General features: G+C 43.7%; 13 protein-coding genes. 1 reads left to right on the top strand and 12 read right to left on the bottom strand.

What is annotated here, in order from left to right; genetic code table 11:
• Positions 1 to 90 precede the first annotated feature (90 nt).
• From addA to STRDD04_RS02325, 12 genes are all read right to left on the bottom strand, one after another.
• On the bottom strand, positions 91 to 3,762 hold the full coding sequence (gene addA / locus STRDD04_RS02270; RefSeq protein ID WP_062198985.1) for a helicase-exonuclease AddAB subunit AddA: 3,672 nt from the start codon (positions 3,760 to 3,762) through the stop codon (positions 91 to 93).
• Positions 3,759 to 7,046 (bottom strand): ATP-dependent nuclease subunit B, encoded by a 3,288-nt coding sequence (gene rexB / locus STRDD04_RS02275; RefSeq protein ID WP_062198987.1) that lies wholly within the window; start codon positions 7,044 to 7,046, stop codon positions 3,759 to 3,761. The genes addA and rexB overlap by 4 nt, the downstream gene beginning before the upstream one ends.
• A gap of 232 nt (positions 7,047 to 7,278) precedes the next feature.
• Positions 7,279 to 7,617: a YlbF/YmcA family competence regulator gene (locus STRDD04_RS02280; protein WP_062198989.1), complete on the bottom strand. Its 339-nt coding sequence runs from the start codon at positions 7,615 to 7,617 to the stop codon at positions 7,279 to 7,281.
• A 22-nt stretch (positions 7,618 to 7,639) separates the two neighbouring features.
• A complete protein-coding gene (locus tag STRDD04_RS02285) occupies positions 7,640 to 8,746 on the bottom strand; it encodes a prephenate dehydrogenase (RefSeq protein WP_062198991.1) in 1,107 nt (368 codons plus the stop codon).
• A gap of 46 nt (positions 8,747 to 8,792) precedes the next feature.
• Positions 8,793 to 9,959 carry a chorismate synthase gene (aroC, locus tag STRDD04_RS02290; RefSeq protein WP_062198993.1) on the bottom strand — a complete coding sequence of 389 codons (1,167 nt, stop codon included), beginning with the start codon at positions 9,957 to 9,959 and terminating at the stop codon, positions 8,793 to 8,795.
• 92 nt (positions 9,960 to 10,051) lie between these two features.
• Positions 10,052 to 11,119, bottom strand: a complete 1,068-nt coding sequence (gene aroB / locus STRDD04_RS02295; RefSeq protein ID WP_062198995.1) for a 3-dehydroquinate synthase — start codon at positions 11,117 to 11,119, stop codon at positions 10,052 to 10,054.
• Positions 11,120 to 11,295: 176 nt separating this feature from the next.
• Positions 11,296 to 12,153, bottom strand: coding sequence for a shikimate dehydrogenase (locus tag STRDD04_RS02300; protein ID WP_062198997.1), 858 nt, complete (start codon positions 12,151 to 12,153; stop codon positions 11,296 to 11,298).
• Positions 12,143 to 12,820, bottom strand: a complete 678-nt coding sequence (aroD, locus tag STRDD04_RS02305) for a type I 3-dehydroquinate dehydratase (RefSeq protein ID WP_037615635.1) — start codon at positions 12,818 to 12,820, stop codon at positions 12,143 to 12,145. Before aroD ends, STRDD04_RS02300 begins: the two co-directional genes overlap by 11 nt.
• Entirely contained in the window at positions 12,817 to 13,980 is a 1,164-nt protein-coding gene (locus tag STRDD04_RS02310) for a class I SAM-dependent rRNA methyltransferase (protein WP_062199204.1), read from the bottom strand. Before STRDD04_RS02310 ends, aroD begins: the two co-directional genes overlap by 4 nt.
• A gap of 205 nt (positions 13,981 to 14,185) precedes the next feature.
• A complete protein-coding gene (locus STRDD04_RS02315) occupies positions 14,186 to 14,839 on the bottom strand; it encodes an ABC-2 transporter permease (RefSeq protein ID WP_062198999.1) in 654 nt (217 codons plus the stop codon).
• Positions 14,823 to 15,701: an ABC transporter ATP-binding protein gene (locus tag STRDD04_RS02320; RefSeq protein WP_082757326.1), complete on the bottom strand. Its 879-nt coding sequence runs from the start codon at positions 15,699 to 15,701 to the stop codon at positions 14,823 to 14,825. The genes STRDD04_RS02315 and STRDD04_RS02320 overlap by 17 nt, the downstream gene beginning before the upstream one ends.
• Before the next feature lie 2 nt (positions 15,702 to 15,703).
• Positions 15,704 to 16,081, bottom strand: coding sequence for a GntR family transcriptional regulator (locus STRDD04_RS02325; RefSeq protein WP_062199005.1), 378 nt, complete (start codon positions 16,079 to 16,081; stop codon positions 15,704 to 15,706).
• A 344-nt stretch (positions 16,082 to 16,425) separates the two neighbouring features.
• Here STRDD04_RS02325 and STRDD04_RS02330 point away from each other — a divergent pair.
• The coding region (locus STRDD04_RS02330) for an LTA synthase family protein (protein ID WP_231853868.1) at positions 16,426 to 18,246 on the top strand (1,821 nt) is incomplete at its 3' end.

An 18,246-nucleotide genomic window follows, 5' to 3' on the forward strand; every position in this document is an offset into this window, starting at 1 on the left:
TATGCACAAACTTTTAAACGATCTATCTTTCTATAAATAGAATCCGAATTATAACATAGGATTAATCAATCTTTTCACTTTTTGTCAAAACTAATCCACCTTGACCACCTGCAGCTCCGCTCCTCCCAGTAGAATCAAATACTTGTCTACTTGGCTAAGACCATAGGAACGACTGAGCGCCTCGGCATAGAGATCCAGTTGAGATCGGTAGCGCTCCACCAACTCTGTCGGCTCATGATAGCGGTCAGTCTTATAGTCAAAGAGGACAATACGGTCATCAAAGAGCAAATAGCCATCCAAGATTCCCCGAACAACAAAGTTTTGACCACTGGCTGGATCCTGCTTGAGCATAGCAAAAGGTGCTTCACGATGGAGATGATCGGCCTGCTGCTGGATTAGCTGCCCCAGTTCTGTAGCGAAAAAGGCCTCAATCTTAGCCAAATCAATCTCTTTCTTGACCGCCGCATCTGCCTGAACCTGAGCCAAGGCTTGGCGAATGCTAGTCTTAGTGACAGGCTGATCCAGCGAAATCCGTTGCATGAGCTCATGGACAGCAGAGCCAATTTGAGCTCCTGTGACTTGCTTCTTCTTGCCAAAGTCTGGTAGTTCAAAAGACAGCTCGGGCTGATAGCTTTGAGGCGCATCCATAATATCCAGCCCTTCTGAGTCCATAACCGGCTCATAGAACTTCTTGATTTGACTGGGTGTGCGGACACTAGGCAATTCAATAGCTGCTTGATAGAGGCTGTTGAGCCGGTCTACATTCTCCAAGATATCCAGAGCCCGGCGAATATCCTCTGACTGACGGTTGCCAGTCAAATCATCTACCGGAATGGGGTCAGTCTGCTTCAATACGCCAATCTGCTCGTCTGTCAGCTCCTGATCGGTCACAAAGCGGGTCTGATAAGCCAGATTTTCCCCCTCAAACACAGACTGGATAGCATAGAGCCAATCCTGAAAATTGGTCAGCTGGCTACGGAGACTACTGGATAAGCGGCCATTTTGGGTGGTCCCCCACTTGCGCTCTTGGAGCTTGGCTTGATTTCCCTTGCCAACCAAATAAAGCTTGGTCTCAGCCCGCGTCATGGCCACATAGAGCAGACGCATCTGCTCAGACAGGCTAGCCAGCTTGAGTTCTTCGGCATTCTGCTGATAGGGTAGGGTTTCCATGGAAATGCGGATCTGCTTGGGCGCATGAGGATCCTGATCCTCAACGGCCACATCGGCCACATATTTGATTCCGATGCCTTTTTTCCGACTGAGGATAATAGCAGAGCTGCTATCCTGACGATTGAAGGCCTTGTCCATATTGAGCAGAAAGACATACTTAAACTCCAGACCCTTACTCTTATGGATAGTCATTAGCTGGACAGCATTTTTCGGAGCAGCCAGAGGTACACTAGCCAAATCGTGCTCATTTTTCAAAATCCGGTCAATCATGCTGATAAAGCGGGACAGCCCCTTGAAACTCGACTTCTCATAATCATTGGCCCGCAAGGATAAGGCATAGAGATTGGCCTGACGCTGCTCACCGTTGGGCAGAGCCCCTACCATATCGTAGTAAAAACGATCCTGATAAATCTTCCAGATTAAATCATAGAGAGAATGGGTCTTGGAATAGCTGCGCCAGTCATCCAGCGTTGTCTGAAAATGCTGCAGTTTCTTGCGCAATTCACCATGGATGAGCTGAGGTTCCAGACCTTGATCAGCCAGAGCATTCCTCAGCTTTTCGTAGAGATTTTCCATAGACTTGGTACTGGAGGCTTGCAAGGCTAGCCGAGTCAACTCGTCCTCATCAAAGTCAAACATCGGCGACTTTAGGAGAGCGGTCAGGGCATAATCATTAAGAGGATTGTTAATGGTCCGCAAGGTATCCAGCATCACCATAACCTCTACCGACTGGAGATAATTGGTCTCGCCATCATCAGGCACAATCGGGATATGATGCCGATCAAACTCTGCCAAAATCAGATCATTGCGGGTTCGCGAAGATGTCAGCAAGGTCATATCCTTGAAATCCACCCCTTCTTCATTATGAAGGCGGATGATTTCCTTGATTACCAAGGCTACCTCACCCGCTGAAATGCTGGGCAGACCTTGGTCAGAATCCTCTTCTTCGCTATCAGCGCTACCGTCATAAAGCAGAAATTCCGCCTGATTGGCTGGGTTAGGATCCCGTTTGGCTGGATTTCCCGCCACCAAATAGTGGGTCTCATTGTAGTCAATCTCGCCGACTTCCTCGTCCATAAGCCGTTTAAAGACATCATTGGTCGCTTCCAGCACCTCGATGTGACTGCGGAAATTTTCCTTGAGAATAATCAGCTTGCCCTGACTAGGATCGGCCTGATAGAGTTTAAATTTATCGTTAAAAATCTGCGGATCGGCCTGGCGAAATCGATAGATGGACTGCTTAATGTCGCCGACCATAAAGCGATTATTTCCTCGAGCCAGCAATTCCAGCATTCGCTCCTGAGTATGGTTGGTATCTTGGTACTCATCGACCATCACCTCATGGTACTTATCCTGATAAAAACGCCGCACCTCTGGATATTTTTCTAAAATCTCAATAGCAAAATGGCTTATATCACCAAATTCAAAGGCATTTTCTGCTACTTTGCGCTCCAAATAAGCTTGCGAGAAATCTCGGACAAAATCTCGCAACAAATCCAGTAGGGGAAGAGCTTCCGCCTGATGCTGCTCCATAAAGTTCAGATGATAGAGGCGGACATCCAGCTCTTTAATTCGCTCTATCAAGGGCTTGCGGGCTTCATTATAGGTCTGAGCCAGCTCTTTTTTAAGTTCGTCCGCATTCTTACCGACTCGGGCAGTAAAAGCCTGATGGTTAGAGGTCTTGGCTAATTCTAAAAAGCGCTGAATCAAATCTAGCAACTGCTCCGATCCGGTCTGCTCTGTCAGCTCAGCCAAGATATCTAAGGCTGCCTGAACATTTTCCTGATATTTAGCGCCAGCAAAGGCTTGGCCTTCATGATCTAGATGGCTCTGGAAAAAATCTTCCAAATCCAGCAAAGACTGCCTAGCTCCAGATAGTATTCGCTCCCGCTCTGCTCCAAAATCACTGGTTTCATAACCTAGAAGAAAGGTTTCCTCCAACCATTTCCGCGGATTGCTGGTAGACTGGAGAAAACTATAAATACCATAAATCTGCTGGCGGAAACCAGCAATGTCTTTGCGCTTGCCAGTGAAATTTTTGACCAAGCGACTGAATAATTCCTGCTGATCACTCTCATAGTAGGTATCGAAAAGCTGGTCAAAGACTTCATTTTGCAGCATGAGCTGCTCACTAGCCGATTGTAAAATCCGAAAATGCGGTGCTAGCCCCAGCAAATAGCCGTACTTATTGACTACTTTCTGGGTAAAGGCATCCATGGTGCCAATATCCGCATTGGCAATCTCAGCCAACTGCTGGGCCAGATGCTGGCGGAGTTCCTGATCTTGAGTCTCCTTGAGTACCTGGCTCAACTCCTTCTCCAGCCGCTCCTTGAGCTCACCTGCCGCCTTGACAGTAAAGGTAGAAATAAAGAGTTGGCTAACCTCCACACCTCTGAGAATCTGGTCAATAATCCGCTGAACCATGACATAGGTCTTACCAGAGCCAGCCGAAGCCGAAACAAGAATATTCTGACCAGAGGAGTAGATGGCCTGGATCTGCTCTGGTGTGCGCTTTTGTGGCTTGTCAGAGGCAGCTTCCTCAGCCTGCTTGACTAGGATATCCTGATCGTTTAAAAAGGGAATCCGTCTCATTTTTCCAACTCCTCCTTGATTTTTTCTAGCCAAGCTTGACGCAGCTTCTCGCCTGTTGGCCGTTTTTCGTACTGCTCAAGATTTAACTTGGTCAGCTGTCTAGCCTGCCCCAGATGGAGATTAGCCTCAAAGCCTGTAATCGCCTTAAACTGGTCCACGTAAGGGGCAATACTGCGCCCATTTTCTGTATAAGGATTGATGACAAAACGACCAGCTAAAATGCCTTCTGCTGCTTGCTGATAGAGGTAGGCATTGTAGGCCAAAATCACTTCTAATTCTTCCTTAGTCAGCAGATTAACCTTACTTTTCTCATAGTTAGTGCCCAAGTCCTTGGCTCGATCAGCCAGAAAGAGTCCCTTATAGACCTGATTTTTCATGACCTGTTTGACAGCCTCGTCCAGTGCCTTAGTTTCCTTGAGGCTGGTTAGAGGTTCCGTCATCTGTAGGTACATGGCTCCGAAAGTTCCCTTGTCTTCTTGGTATTCTGCCATTCCTCGGATAGCTGCTAGGTAGGTCGGCAGCTGGGAATTAAGCCCATTAAAGAACTTCTCAAAGCTGAATTTGGTATCGCCCGACTTGTAATCCACAACTCCCAGACTCCCCGTCTCCGTCAGACGATCAATCCGGTCCACCTTGCCGCTAACTTGAAGAGCTCTGCCATTGTCCAAAAGTAAGAAAGGCCGATCATCCCGACCAAAGTCAGTCTCCTCACCAATGATCTCCAGACCATCCGACTGAGCCAAGATACGGCCAGTAGCCTGAGCTGTATCCAATAGCAAACGGCGGGCAAACTGGGTCTCACCATTTTCTCCATAGACCGCTTCAAACTCAGCCTCCCAGCTAGTCTCCTCCATAGCACGCTGCAAGCGAGTGTCGAAGTCCTGCTCCAAGTGCTCCTGCATGACTTTTTCAAAGATTCGGTGGAGGAAAATCCCGTGACTACGAGCATCCGGCTGAATCGTCCACTCCTCCTGCAACCGCAAGACATACTTAAGGAAATAGGCATACTGGTTTTTAAAGTATTCATTGAGAGCAGAAGCTGACAATTTCAAAGGCTGCTCTTTAGGATAAAGAGCTTGGAGTGTTTCCTCCTTGAGAGTCTCCGTCTTCAACTCCTTGCTGATCTGGGGAATGGAAATTCCCTCAGCCGCCAATTTCTTACGCAAGACTCGGATGACCACCGCCCAAAAAGTCTGCTCCTCCGGCGTCCATTCACGGTCAATATCCTCCTGATAGAGGTCAATCACGCGCGCCAACAAAGCCCGATAAGTCCCAATATCATCACTGCTAGCCTGTGGTCGCTTGCTGATGATAGGTAGGGAAATAGGCGCTGTTTCCAGCTCCGTCAAATAGGAAGACATGGCATCCTCTACCTCATTGATTAAGACGGGGGCAGACAGAACCAGTTCTTCTGTCGCTGAATTAAGTAAAGATAACGCTGCAAATCGGTTTTTCTTGAGATTTTCACTGCTGGCTACCTGCAACTCTGACTCGTCCCCAGTTGCTTGATTTAATCTCTGACGTTCTTCGTCACTGAGCAAACTTTTATTTTGCGCTAACTTGGGCAAGCGCTCCTGCGTCAACCCGATGGCATAGACATAAGGAGCAGCCATAGGCTCAATCAAATCATAGGACTGAACTGTCACCACATCCACGGTCGCCGGTACCATTCGGTATTTGGCCAGAAGCATACCAGACAGAATCAGAGCCAGAAAATCATCTAGCTTGAGCTTGCTACCATCAAACACCTGCGCAAGCTGCTCTAGAACATGGCAAAAAGTCTTCCAGACCTCCTCCTGCCGTTCTAGTTCCTGCTGGCTTGCTCCTTCCAGTAGACCGGTCAGATTGGCATCCAAGCGAACCTCTTTGATAAAGCTAGTAAATTTAGCCAAGAGACCAGCTACTGTCTGACTACGAGTTTTAAAAAGATCCAGCAGTGGCGTTATAAGACTCCGACGCATGACATTGAGCCGCTTCAGGTTAAATTTTTCCTGACGGTTAATGGTAAAATCTCTCCCCAGCTTGGCTGCCCCTTTAATCTCAGCAAAGCGAAGGTATTGCTCAAAACTATCCAGCTCCTCTTGACTCAAGCCACCATACAGGCCGGTTTTTAGAAGATTGAGCAAGTCTTCTGTCTGAAAATTATAGCGTTTCAGCCGTTCCAGTGACTCTAAAAACTGGACTAAAGGGTGCTGGGCCATGGACTCAGACCGCCCCAAATAAAAGGGAATCTGATATTGGTCAAAGATGGTCTTCAGCTGGAGCTGGTAGGCCTCCACATCACCCAAAAGCAGACGGATATCCTTGTAGCGGACGCCATCATGAAGCCGCTGGCGAATGGACTTGGCCACATATTCCAGTTCTTCTTTTTGATTGCGAACCGACCAAATCTGTAAATGAGACCGATCCTCCTCAGTCAATTCCACATGGGTTTCAGAAAAATCATAGCGACTCTCTAGAATCTTGGAAATCTTGCCAAAGGCATCATCAAGCTGACTCGAACCATCTGCCAGATACTCTGGCTTGACCTGATAGGTTTGAGCCAGCTTGAGCAAAAAGTCCACGCTGGCCTGATAAAGATTGCCCTCACGAAAGGCTGTCCGGTAGGCTTTTTGACTAGCATAAACGCCGATGACAATCTCCACTCCCTTGCGATGCAGCAAATCTACTAGATACTCCTCTTCTGCCGAGAAGCGAGTAAAGCCATCTACAACCAACGCAAGATTAGCCAATTCCCCATCCAAATCACCAGCTAGAATATGCTGAGCGAAAATCGTAAGTTTAGAAGTCGCATCATAATTTCCTGCCTGAAGAGCAGCCGAAAAGGCCGTGAAAATCTTGAGCAAATCCTCACGCTTCTCTGGCTCTTCTAGATGGTCCAAATCCGCAAAAGTCATCTGAGCTGTCTGAAGCTCATGATAAAGGTCTAGCAGTTGCTGGATAAATTGTGCATCCTTCTTAATCCGCCCATAAACCTTGAGCTCCCAGTCATCTATTTCCGATAAAATCCGATAAAATAACATGCCTAGACCAATGTCATCTAAGGGCTGTCCTTCCTGAACATCATTGAGGACAAAATAACGAGCCATCTGGGCAAAACGTGTCACCGTAATAGCAAAGGACGCGTGATTTTCCAATGCCTCCAAAACTGCTCGCTCCTTTTCAAAAGAAAGCGAATTGGGAGCTATATAAAAGACCCGCTTGCCGGCCGCTGCCAAGTCTTGAGCTTGCTTAGTCAAATGCGCCGTCAAAGGACTGCGAATGTCCGTATAGAGTAATTTCATACCGTCTCTTTTCAACAACAAAATATAGAAACATTATATCATGTTTGAAGCGAAAACTCATGACTCAAAAGGTGAAAACACAAGGCTAGCTAGGCCAAGATTATATATTGCTAGATGACTGCTGCTGACAAATCGACCCTAAAACTAATAACTCAAAAGCAACTCTTATTCAGACACACTTTCAGCCTTATAATGCCAAAAAATCCTAGTACCGAGTACCAGGATTTTAAGTTCATTTGAGCAAATCTTGAACTGGATCAAAAATAATCTTCTCAATATCTGCAAGATAGATGGATAGTTGCTGTTGCTTATTGAAGAAGTCCGTCAAAGCTGAGTTGCTCTGAATTTTTTCTCCAAAAGAGGTCATTTTATCCTGAACTTCTTTGGTAGGCATTTGACCTGTTTGAGCCATCACTTGCAATTCATGCTGAAAAGCAAGATACTCATTTAAAATGGTTTTTGCTTCGCTATCCGCGGCCACAGCTTTTTTGCTTTCAGCAACCGCTTTGTACTCTGGAAGTTCCCGCAGGCTGCGACTGAGTTCATTTGCTAAATCATAGATATTTGCCATAAATCGTTCTCCATTTTCTAGATTAGTCTAAAAAGACTTGATAATTTGTTTGCTCTCTGATTATTTTAGCAGATTTTTCCAAATCTTCACGATTTTTAAAGGTAATCTGCAAGATTCCGTTGATATCTTCACGATTTTCCTCGTTGATGCGAATGTTGACAATAGAGGTTCCTCTTAAACGTTCCAAAACTCCCAAGATGGCATCTTCTTCGTCAGGAACATTGATAAAGATATCATAGAAACTATCTACACCAGCTCGCTTGTGAATTTCCATAGACTTGCGAATCTGCCGGCCTTGGTCAAAAAACTGCCAGATGGCATCTTCATTCCCAGACTCAATATCCGCGGCTACCTGATCCAAACGCTCCTTAAAGTCTTCAATCCTCTCCAAGATTGCCTCAGGATTGGTCAAAAGAATAGAGGTCCACATGCCTGGCTCACTTTCAGCAATCCGAGTCATATCTCGGAAGCCCCCAGCTGCAAAGGACTGGGTCAGTTCATGGTTTTGGCTGTAGGCCCCGGCCTGCTCCATGAGGCTGGAAGCCAGAATATGCGGAAAATGGCTGATTTGACTAGTCACTCGGTCATGTTCTGCAGCATCAACTTGGATGAAGCGAGCGTGAAGACCGCTCAACAGATCCTCCATTTCAGCAATGGTCCCCACCTTGGTCAGGTTGGAAGGCGTAAAGATATAATAGGCATTCTCAAAGAGATTAACATCCGCTGCTCTAGCTCCGGTCTTGTGGCTACCAGCCATGGGATGAGCACCGACAAAGCGGACGGGCTTATTCTTCAGATAGTTTTCTGCTGCTGCCACAATCTCTGACTTGGTTGAGCCAGCATCAGTAATGATGACATTTTCCTTCAGTTCTAGGCCAGCCATCATTTCCAGAAAAGCAATCGTCTGCTTGATAGGTACCGCCAGAATGATGACATCTGCCAAGGGGGCAAAAGAGACAAAATCATCTGTCACTTGGTCTACTATTCCTCGGTCCAGAGCAATCTGCCGTGATTCCGGGCTGCGGTTATAGCCGAGAATTTCAACCTCAGGATGGTCTCGCTTGATGCCCAAAGCCAACGAAGCTCCTATCAGGCCAAGACCTGCGATATAGACTCTTTTTTTCTTCATTTTCACTCCTTGGTTCTTAATGGCATAGTTATTGCATCGAGATTTCCTAAAAGTTCTTGACAAATTTCCGATGTCGGGCTACAGCATCCTTCAGTTCTTCCAGATTGTCCGAAGAGAACTTCTCCAGTACTTCTGTAGCTAAAACTGTTGCCACCACGTTTTCCATGACAACACCCGCCGCTGGCAGAGCCGTAGGATCGCTCCGTTCCACTGTCGCCTTATAAGGCTCGTGGGTCTCAATATCCACGCTCATCAGTGGCTTGTAAAGAGTTGGAATGGGTTTCATGACACCTCGCACCACGATTGGCTGACCATTGGTCATACCGCCCTCAAAGCCGCCTAGATTATTGGTTCTGCGAGTGAAGCCATCTTCCTCAGACCAAAGGATTTCATCCATGACTTGACTGCCCTTGAGACGGCCGGCTTCAAAGCCCACACCAAACTCTACTCCCTTGAAAGCATTGATGGACACAACTCCCTGAGCAATCTTGGCATCCAGCTTCTTGTCCCATTGGACATAGGTGCCTAGACCGACTGGCACACCGCCAACGACAGTCTCAATGACACCCCCGATGGTATCGCCATCTTTCTTAATCTGGTCAATGTAGGCCTTGATTTCCTCTTCCTTTTCTGGATTGACAATGGAAACCTCCGACTGAGCAGCTCTTTCTTTGATCTCTGCTACAGTCAGATTGTTCGGGACATCAATATCAATGCCACCAAAGGTCACGATATGACTAGCCACCTCTACACCGATTTCTTCCAGCAAGCGCTTGGCTACTGCTCCAACAGCCACCCGCATGGTCGTTTCCCGTGCAGAAGAGCGCTCCAGGGAATTTCGCAAATCGTCAAAGCGGTATTTCATACCCCCAACCAAGTCCGCATGGCCAGGGCGTGGTTTGGTAATCTTGCGCATCCCTTTTTTCTTTTCATCCACATCCGCCGCACTCATAATCTCCAGCCACTTCTGGTGATCCAGATTTGTAACATTGAGGGTAATCGGACTGCCCATGGTCAAGCCATGCCGAACCCCAGACGTAATCTCGACTTGGTCACTTTCAATCTTCATGCGGGCACCGCGGCCGTACCCACCCTGGCGGCGCTTGAGCTCAGCATTGATATAGTCAGCGGTCAGAGAAAGACCAGCCGGCACTCCCTCAATAATAGCTGTCAGACGTGGTCCGTGCGATTCTCCTGCTGTTAAGTATCTCATACATTTTCTCCTATTTCTGGGATGGAAAGAGCTGGACATTCCGTTTGCTTTTCATCCAAACTGCCCATTTCGTCTCAGGCTCCATCTGGCACTTATTTCTTCAGAAATTCTTTCATCTCTTCCAGCGGAATCTGATGAATGCAGGCTGAACCTAGCTCGGGTACTAGGACCAGCTTGATACTCTTGCCTCTAGCCTTCTTATCATGGGTCAAGGCCTGATAGAGAGCATTCTCATCCCAAGGCTGGTACTCCACTGGTAGGCCGAATTTCTGACACATCTGGATGATGTCTTCTGTGATTCCGGCTAGCATAAGGCCTTTCTTTTCAGCAACACGAGAAACCTGTACCATGCCAATCGCCACAGCTTCACCGTGCATGACCTTGCCATAGCCTGCAGTCGCCTCAATAGCATGCCCAATGGTGTGACCGAAATTCAGATAGAGGCGGACCCCATTATCCAATTCATCCTCGACCACAACCTTGCGCTTGACATTGCAGGAATGGTAGATGATGCTCTCCGCATGCTCCAAAATCGACTCCGGACTGCCATCCATCTCCTCCAGCTCTCGCCAAAGCTCCTTGTCATCAATGAGACCGTACTTAACCACCTCTCCCATGCCTTCAATCAGTTCACGCCGACCTAGGGTCTGCAAGACATCTGGGTCAATCAGAACTCCGTCAGGCTGGGTAAAGGTGCCAACCATGTTTTTAGCCCAAGGCGTATTGACTCCTGTCTTACCGCCAATAGAGGAGTCTACTTGAGCTGTCAGGCTGGTCGGAATCTGCACGAAATGAATGCCCCGCATATAGGTCGAAGCGACAAAACCTGCCAAATCACCGACAACACCGCCGCCCAAAGCCACGATTCCATCGCTGCGGGTCAGACCAACCTTAACCAGAAACTCGTAAACCTTGTTGACCGTCTTTAAGTTCTTGCTAGCTTCACCTTCCAAAAAGTCAAAGACATAGGTTTCAAAACCCGCAGCTTCCAAACTCAGCTTGACCTTTTCCGCATAGAGTCTGGCCACTCGATTGTCCGTGACGACGACCACCTTCTGAGGCTGCCAAAGCTGACTCAACCAACTTCCGGCCTGAGATAAAGACCCCTTTTCGATGAGAATATCATAGGGATGATGTGGGAGATTTACATTCAGTTTCATAAGTACCTCCTAGATGTATCCTGCTTGTTTTTTGTAAGACTGTATATTTGTTGCTGACTTATTTTTTGAGCTGATTTTCAAATAATGCCTTCTAAATCGTTAAAAAAATAGACATCCAAATCATTGAAGAACCAAGAGGACATCTATTTCGTCACTATAATGCTATGTTTATTAGACTATTTCTTGATTTCCTCTAGTAAACTTGCCCAAACTTCTTCTGATGGCATTTTCTTTCCTGTCATCAGTTCAAAAGCTTTTTTAGCTTGATGAAACAGCATCCCAAAACCATTCGTTGTTTGCAAACCTTGCTCTCTCGCTAATCTCAAAAACGGAGTCTCAGCGGGATTATAGGTCAGATCAGCAACTAAAATATGTTCAGGGAAGACAAATTGACTTGGAATAGGGAGAGATTTACCATCCATGCCTACACCTGTGGCATTCACAACTAAATCCGACTGAGAAATTGATGTTTTTAAAGCCTCTTCATCTTCAACAGCATGCAGAAAGATATCCCGCCCAACTCTCGATGCTAATTGATCTATTTTAACCTTCGTTTGCTCAAGGGTCAGAGAGCGATCAAAAGCATGAATCCTCGCTGCACCTTCTATAGCAGCCTGTCCAATAATTGCTGACGCAGCTCCCCCAGCACCTAAAACGGTGATGATTTTATCTTTAACATCAAAATCAGGCAGACTGCGGAAAAATCCATATCCGTCTGTATTATAGCCAATCAAACTACCATTCTGATTTACAATCGTATTAACAGAATCTATCAGCTGTGCTGATTGATCAATACCATCTAAATATTGCAGGACTTCTTGCTTATAGGGCATTGAAATATTTGCCCCCAGCATATCATATCGACGAATATTCTCAATAGATTGCTGCAGATCTTCCCTATCAATTTCCCAAGCAACATAGACAGCATTGGTCTCTGTTAAGTCATAAGCAAGATTATGAATAAAGGGAGAAATGCTATGTTTAATTGGTTTGGCTATTACAGCTGCTAAGCGAGTGTGACCGTCAATTTTCATTCAAAATCTCCTGAATTTTCTTCATATTGGCCAAAGAAATCTGCCCAGGAGCCGATGGAACCTCTTGACTGGCAAAAGACCAGATAGAGCCTGTCAAATCAGCTGCTATACGAGAGATTTTTCCAACTTTTCCCATGGAAATCGTGACAAAGTCCTGCTCAGGATTTAAGGTTTTAAATCCTCGAGTGTAGTTCATCAAGTCCAGCACATCCTGCTCATTGTGAGCCATGACAGAAACTTTAACCACTTTTGGTGTCAAACTTGTCAATTCTGACAAAATTTCCATCATATTTTCCGGTGTTTCCTCAAAATTATGATAGCTGAGGACTAGATTGGGAAAATCAAGCATTTCTTCGAATTTATCTTTGTGCGAATAATACTCAAAGTCAACATAGTCTGGCTGATAAAATCTCGCTACTTCTTTGATTAATGCAACATATTCATCATCTGACAAATCAAGCTCGCCACCTTCTTGCCGACTCCGCAGTGTGAAGAGTAATTCACGCCCAGCAAATTTCTCAAAAATAGCAGGAGCAACGTTTAGAATGCTCTCTTTGGGCAAAAAGTCCGCTCGCCATTCGATAATGTCAGCATCATCATAGCGGCTAAGATCGATAGCTTTAGCCTCTTCTAAACTTCTGGGCATGATTGAAACGACTAATTTCATTTGTCCACCTTAATAGTAAATACCTTGAGGTAGTTACTATTCTCATCTTTCTTATTGTATACAAAGTCTGCTGGTAGACCATATTCCGCCAGATAGCGGTGAGGAACTCCTGCAAATCCTTTTTCAATTTCTTTTTTAAACTTACTTTTAGAGACATTGGCTGCGTTGGTCGAGAGAATCAATGTTCCTTTTGGACTCAGAATTTCCAAAGCCTGAACCACCAAACGATGATAATCTTTCGCAACAGAGAAGGTCTGTTTCTTATTGCGAGCAAAGCTCGGCGGATCTAGGACAATCACATCATATTTTAGATTATGGCGCTTGGCGTATTTGAAATAATCAAAGACATCCATAACTACGAAACGATGAGGCTCCAAATCTAAGCCATTGGCTTCAAAATGTGCTTGGGAAAGCTCACGACTGCGCTTGGCCAAATCCACCGAAGTTGTCTGACTAGCGCCACCCATGGCAGCTGCCACCGAGAAAGCCGCTGTGTAGGAGAACATGTTGAGCAGACTTTTTCCGCTAGCTAAGCCGTCAACCAGACTGCCCCGCACCTCGTGTTGATCCAGAAAAATCCCAGTCATCAGGCCATCATTCATAAAGACTTGATAGCGAACGCCATTCTCCAAAACCGTAAAATAGGCTGGCGCTTCTGCTCCGTAGAGATGGGCAGACTCATAGTCCAAGCCCTTGAAGCGAATCTTCTCGTAAGCTCCCGCAACCTCAGGAAAGACCTGCTGGAAAGCAGCCACTATCTGGTCCTTAATTGAAAAAACATAGGAATTATACCAAGAAAAAACTGCATATTCCTCATACAAATCAACCGTGAAACCACCAAAACCATCACCTTCTTGATTAAACAGTCGGTAAGCTGTTGTATCCTCAGCATGGCGATAATAGAAGCGCTTATCTTTAGCCTTTTCAAACAACTTCTGAAAGAAAGCTAGGTTCAACTCTACCTTAGCATAGGAAATCAGCCAACCAAGTCCCTTATTCTGCAAAGATAGATAAGCTGTTCCTAAAAATTTCCCCTGCTGATTGTGCAATTCCACACATTGATTATTGAGCGAAAGAGTTGGAAAATCATTTTTATCTAACACTAAAATGCCTTTTCTCAACTTTTCCTCTGTCTGTTTTTTAACAGTAAGTTTCTTCATAAGCATTATTATACCAAATATTGTGAAAATTCTCAAAGCATATTTATTATTTTAACCCAATATCGGCTTTAAGAGGAACATATTTTTATTATTTGCTATAACAAAAAGCCACCTGATTAGGCGGACTTTCGATAAAGAATTTTCCTATTTCCACTTTCTATTAAAATTAGCAGAAGAACATATATTTAAAATTTAAGTATTTGTATTAACAATCCTGCTTTGAATAAATCCTGACAGTTAAAAAATAAGATAGTATAAATGTCACGCTAGATAAGAGCAAACAAGCTATACCAAATGAAATTAACTGGGTATCTGATGGTTTTTCAAACAACGTATTGATTACGGCTATTGAGCCAACCATAATTGTCACTGAGGCTAATAGACTGATGATACTCGTCGCTTCAGTTCGATCATTGAAATCTAAGTAGGATATCGGTAAAAAAATTGCATTCATGATGAAGATAACTCCTATAAAAAATGAAAATAGCAAAAGTACATCAACGTATCTATAAAATGCAAAGCCATGAAGTGCAAACGACGTTAAAAACAAGCCCATTGACAATATACTTCCAATAAGAATTGTAATGAATTGAGTCATAAATACGCTTTTTATAATCTCACATCTTTTTACTGGCAATGACAAAATATATTGATTCCACTTCCCACTACTATTTTTCCTTAACCCAATCGAGCTAATAAAAGGAAAGCCAATAACTGTTAAACATAAAAAACTAATCAATGGTATTTCATTTTTACCGCCGAAAATTAGAATTGAGATTCCTACCAAAAATATAAATATCAAGAGCACCCTTAAATTTGATACTAATTTATAATAATGATTTTTAAGCAAGCCTTTCATTTCCTTCTCCTCTCACCATCAACAGCATCATTTCATCCAAAGACACATTGTCTACTATCAGATTTTTATATTTTTTCTTCATCAGCTTTCTGTCAGATACCAGCACATCTATCTGATAATCTTTTTTCATGTACGATAGGATATCTTCTGTCGCAATGCATGTAAAATCATTTTCAGAGCAACGGATAACCCCATATTCATATATCAGTTCATCTTTTGTTTTATTTAAAATAATTTCTCCGTCGTGAATAAATACGATATAATCTGCAATTTTTTCTAAGTCACTAGTGATATGAGAGGATAATAAAATGGAATGATTCTCTTGCTTTACAAATTCAAGAAGTACATCTAAAATTTCATCTCTCATGATTGGATCAAGTCCACTTGTCGCTTCATCTAAGATCAATAATTTAGATTCATGTGAAAGTGCTACTGCAATAGCAAGCTTCATACTCATACCTCTTGAATAGGTTTTAATTTTTTGAGATTTAGGTAAACTAAAGCGCTGCATATATTCTTCAAAACAAGCATTATCCCACTTGCTATAAATCTTCTCAAAGATATCAGCTAATTGTTCCGCGGTTAAATGTTCAGGAAAATTATTACTATCATAGACAACACCAATATTTTCCCTTATATCGGTATCTTCATCAGACATCTCTTTACCGAATATTTCAATCTTTCCACTATCCTTTCTCAATACATTTAAAATGCAATTCATAGTAGTTGATTTCCCAGAGCCATTTTCGCCAATAAAACCTAATATGCTCCCTTCTGGCAATGAAAAGGATATGTTTCTGATTGAAAAATTTGATTTCTCATATTTTTTGTTCACATTTTCCAATGTCAAAATATTAGTCATTGTCATTCCTCCTCCAAGTACAAAATCTTTAGTATCTCCATCATCTTTTCTAATGGGATTGCATTTTCTTTTGCAACTTCAATAGCAAACTGTAGATGTTCTTCTATTCTTTTCTGCTGTTGCTCTTTATAAAATTCCTTGTTTCTTGCCAGCACATATGTTCCTCTGCCTATTTCAGTTTCAATAAAACCATCTCTTTGTAATTCTTCATATGCCCTCTGAACTGTAATAGCGCTTACATGAATTGATTTGGCTAATGCCCTCATTGATGGAAGACTATCTCCAGCAACCAATTCTTCACTCATAATCATATTTTTTATCTGAGAAATGATTTGTTCATATATTGGCTTATCTCGGTTATTACTAATAATAATATCCACAAATTTCTCCTTCACTTAAGTGTACTTATTGATTCAGTACAATAATATCATTTTAATAGCATTCTGTCAATTAAATCCCCCAATGTAAGTAGACTACTCATTCTTTCCACTGTATTTATCTAATCTTTTATAAACTTTTTAATGACACTAATACAAATGTTTTCTTGAGAAATTTTAACATCCAGATAAAAAGAACTTGCCTCATTCCAATACTATAGTCTTGATTATTTTACAAATAAAACAATCTACCTCTTAAATCATCTCAATCTTTCCTCAACTGAAAAAATTATGATATACTTAGAGGTAGAGAATTTTTAGGAAATAAGACAAGGAAGTAACTTTCTGTGAAAAAAATAACCAAGAATTTACTCAATTTTATGAGTACAAGGCTAGGTTTCGTCTTGAGTTTGCTCACGATTTACTGGTTAAAAACCATGTGGGCCTATACTGTCGATTTTAGTTTAGATATTCAAGGAGCCTACCAGATTTTTCTGGCTCTGATTAACCCTTTTCCCATCGGACTTTTGCTGATTGGACTAGCTCTTTATATCAAACCGACCAAGCTTTTTTATTGGGTCAGCACTGCTATTTACATGCTGCTCTTTGTCTGGCTGGTCTCCAACTCCATCTACTATCGCGAGTTTACCGACTTTGTGACGGTCAATACCATGCTGGCCTCCAGCAAGGTTTCTGCAGGTCTGGGAGCAGCGGCCATGGAGCTTTTCCGTCCGTGGGATGCCATTTATATCATTGATTTCCCAATCCTTGGCTGGCTTTTTTATAAAAAGTATATCCGTTTGGATCATCGTGCATTCAATATCCGGGCTAGCTTTGCCGTGACATCTCTGTCAGCTATGCTCTTTTCAGCCAATCTTTTCCTAGCAGAGATTGATCGTCCAGAGCTCCTGACGCGCGGATTTTCAAATTACTATGTCGTCCGAGCTCTCGGCCTGCCAGCCTTTCTAGGCTACAGTGCAAATCAAACCTATAGTGCCAATAAAGAGCGCTCTAAAGCCTCTGCCAAAGATCTGGAGCCAGTTGAACAATATATCCAATCCCATTATGCAGAGCCAAATTCTGAATACTATGGCATTGCTAAGGGCCGCAATGTATTTTATCTCCATTTAGAGAGCTTCCAACAGTTTTTAATTGACTATAAACTGCAGATGGACGGCAAGGAATACGAAGTAACGCCTTTTCTGAACTCACTTTACCATTCCAACTCAACTTTGGCTTTTTCTAACATCTTTAACCAAGTTAAGGCTGGAAAAACATCCGATGCAGAAACCATGCTAGAGACAGGCCTATTCGGTCTTAACCAAGGCTCCTTCATGGTAAATTACGGTGGTACCAATACCCAGCAAGCAGCTCCTTTTATCCTCTCTCAAAATGGAAATTACACATCTGCTGTTTTCCATGGAAATACTGGCAGCTTCTGGAACCGCAACACCGCCTACAAGCAATGGGGCTACAATTATTTCTTTGATGCCTCCTACTTCACCAAACAGGACGAGACTAACTCCTTCCAATACGGCTTGAACGACAAGATCATGCTGAAAGATTCCATCAAGTATCTGGAACATTTACAGCAGCCTTTCTACGCCAAATACATCACCGTCTCCAATCACTATCCTTATACGACCAGTCTGATTGGCGATGAAATTGGTTTCCCGCTTGCAGATACCAAAGACGAAACCATCAATGGCTACTTTGCAACTGCAAACTATCTCGACTCAGCTGTCAAAGCCTTCTTTGACTATCTTAAAGAAGCTGGGCTGTATGAAAATTCAATTATTGTTCTTTACGGAGACCACTATGGAATTTCAAATTCCCGCAATCCAGCTCTAGCACCACTTCTAGGCAAAGACTCTGAAACCTGGTCTAGTTATGACAACGCTATGCTACAGCGGGTTCCATATATGGTGGTAATCCCAGGTATGGAGAAAGGAAAAATCATTGATACCTTTGGTGGGCAAATCGATATGCTGCCAACTTTGGAGCATTTATTGGGGATTGACTCAAAAAATTACCTTCAAGTCGGACAAGACCTACTCTCACCTCAGCATGAGCAAATCGTGACTTTCCGCTCAACCAATAACTTTGTAACCCCTAAATATACAAGCTACAGCGGACGGATTTACAACACACAAACTGGGGACGAGATT

Origin of the sequence: Streptococcus sp. DD04, assembly GCF_001578725.1 — a bacterium.
GTDB classification, from domain to species: Bacteria; Bacillota; Bacilli; order Lactobacillales; family Streptococcaceae; genus Streptococcus; species Streptococcus sinensis.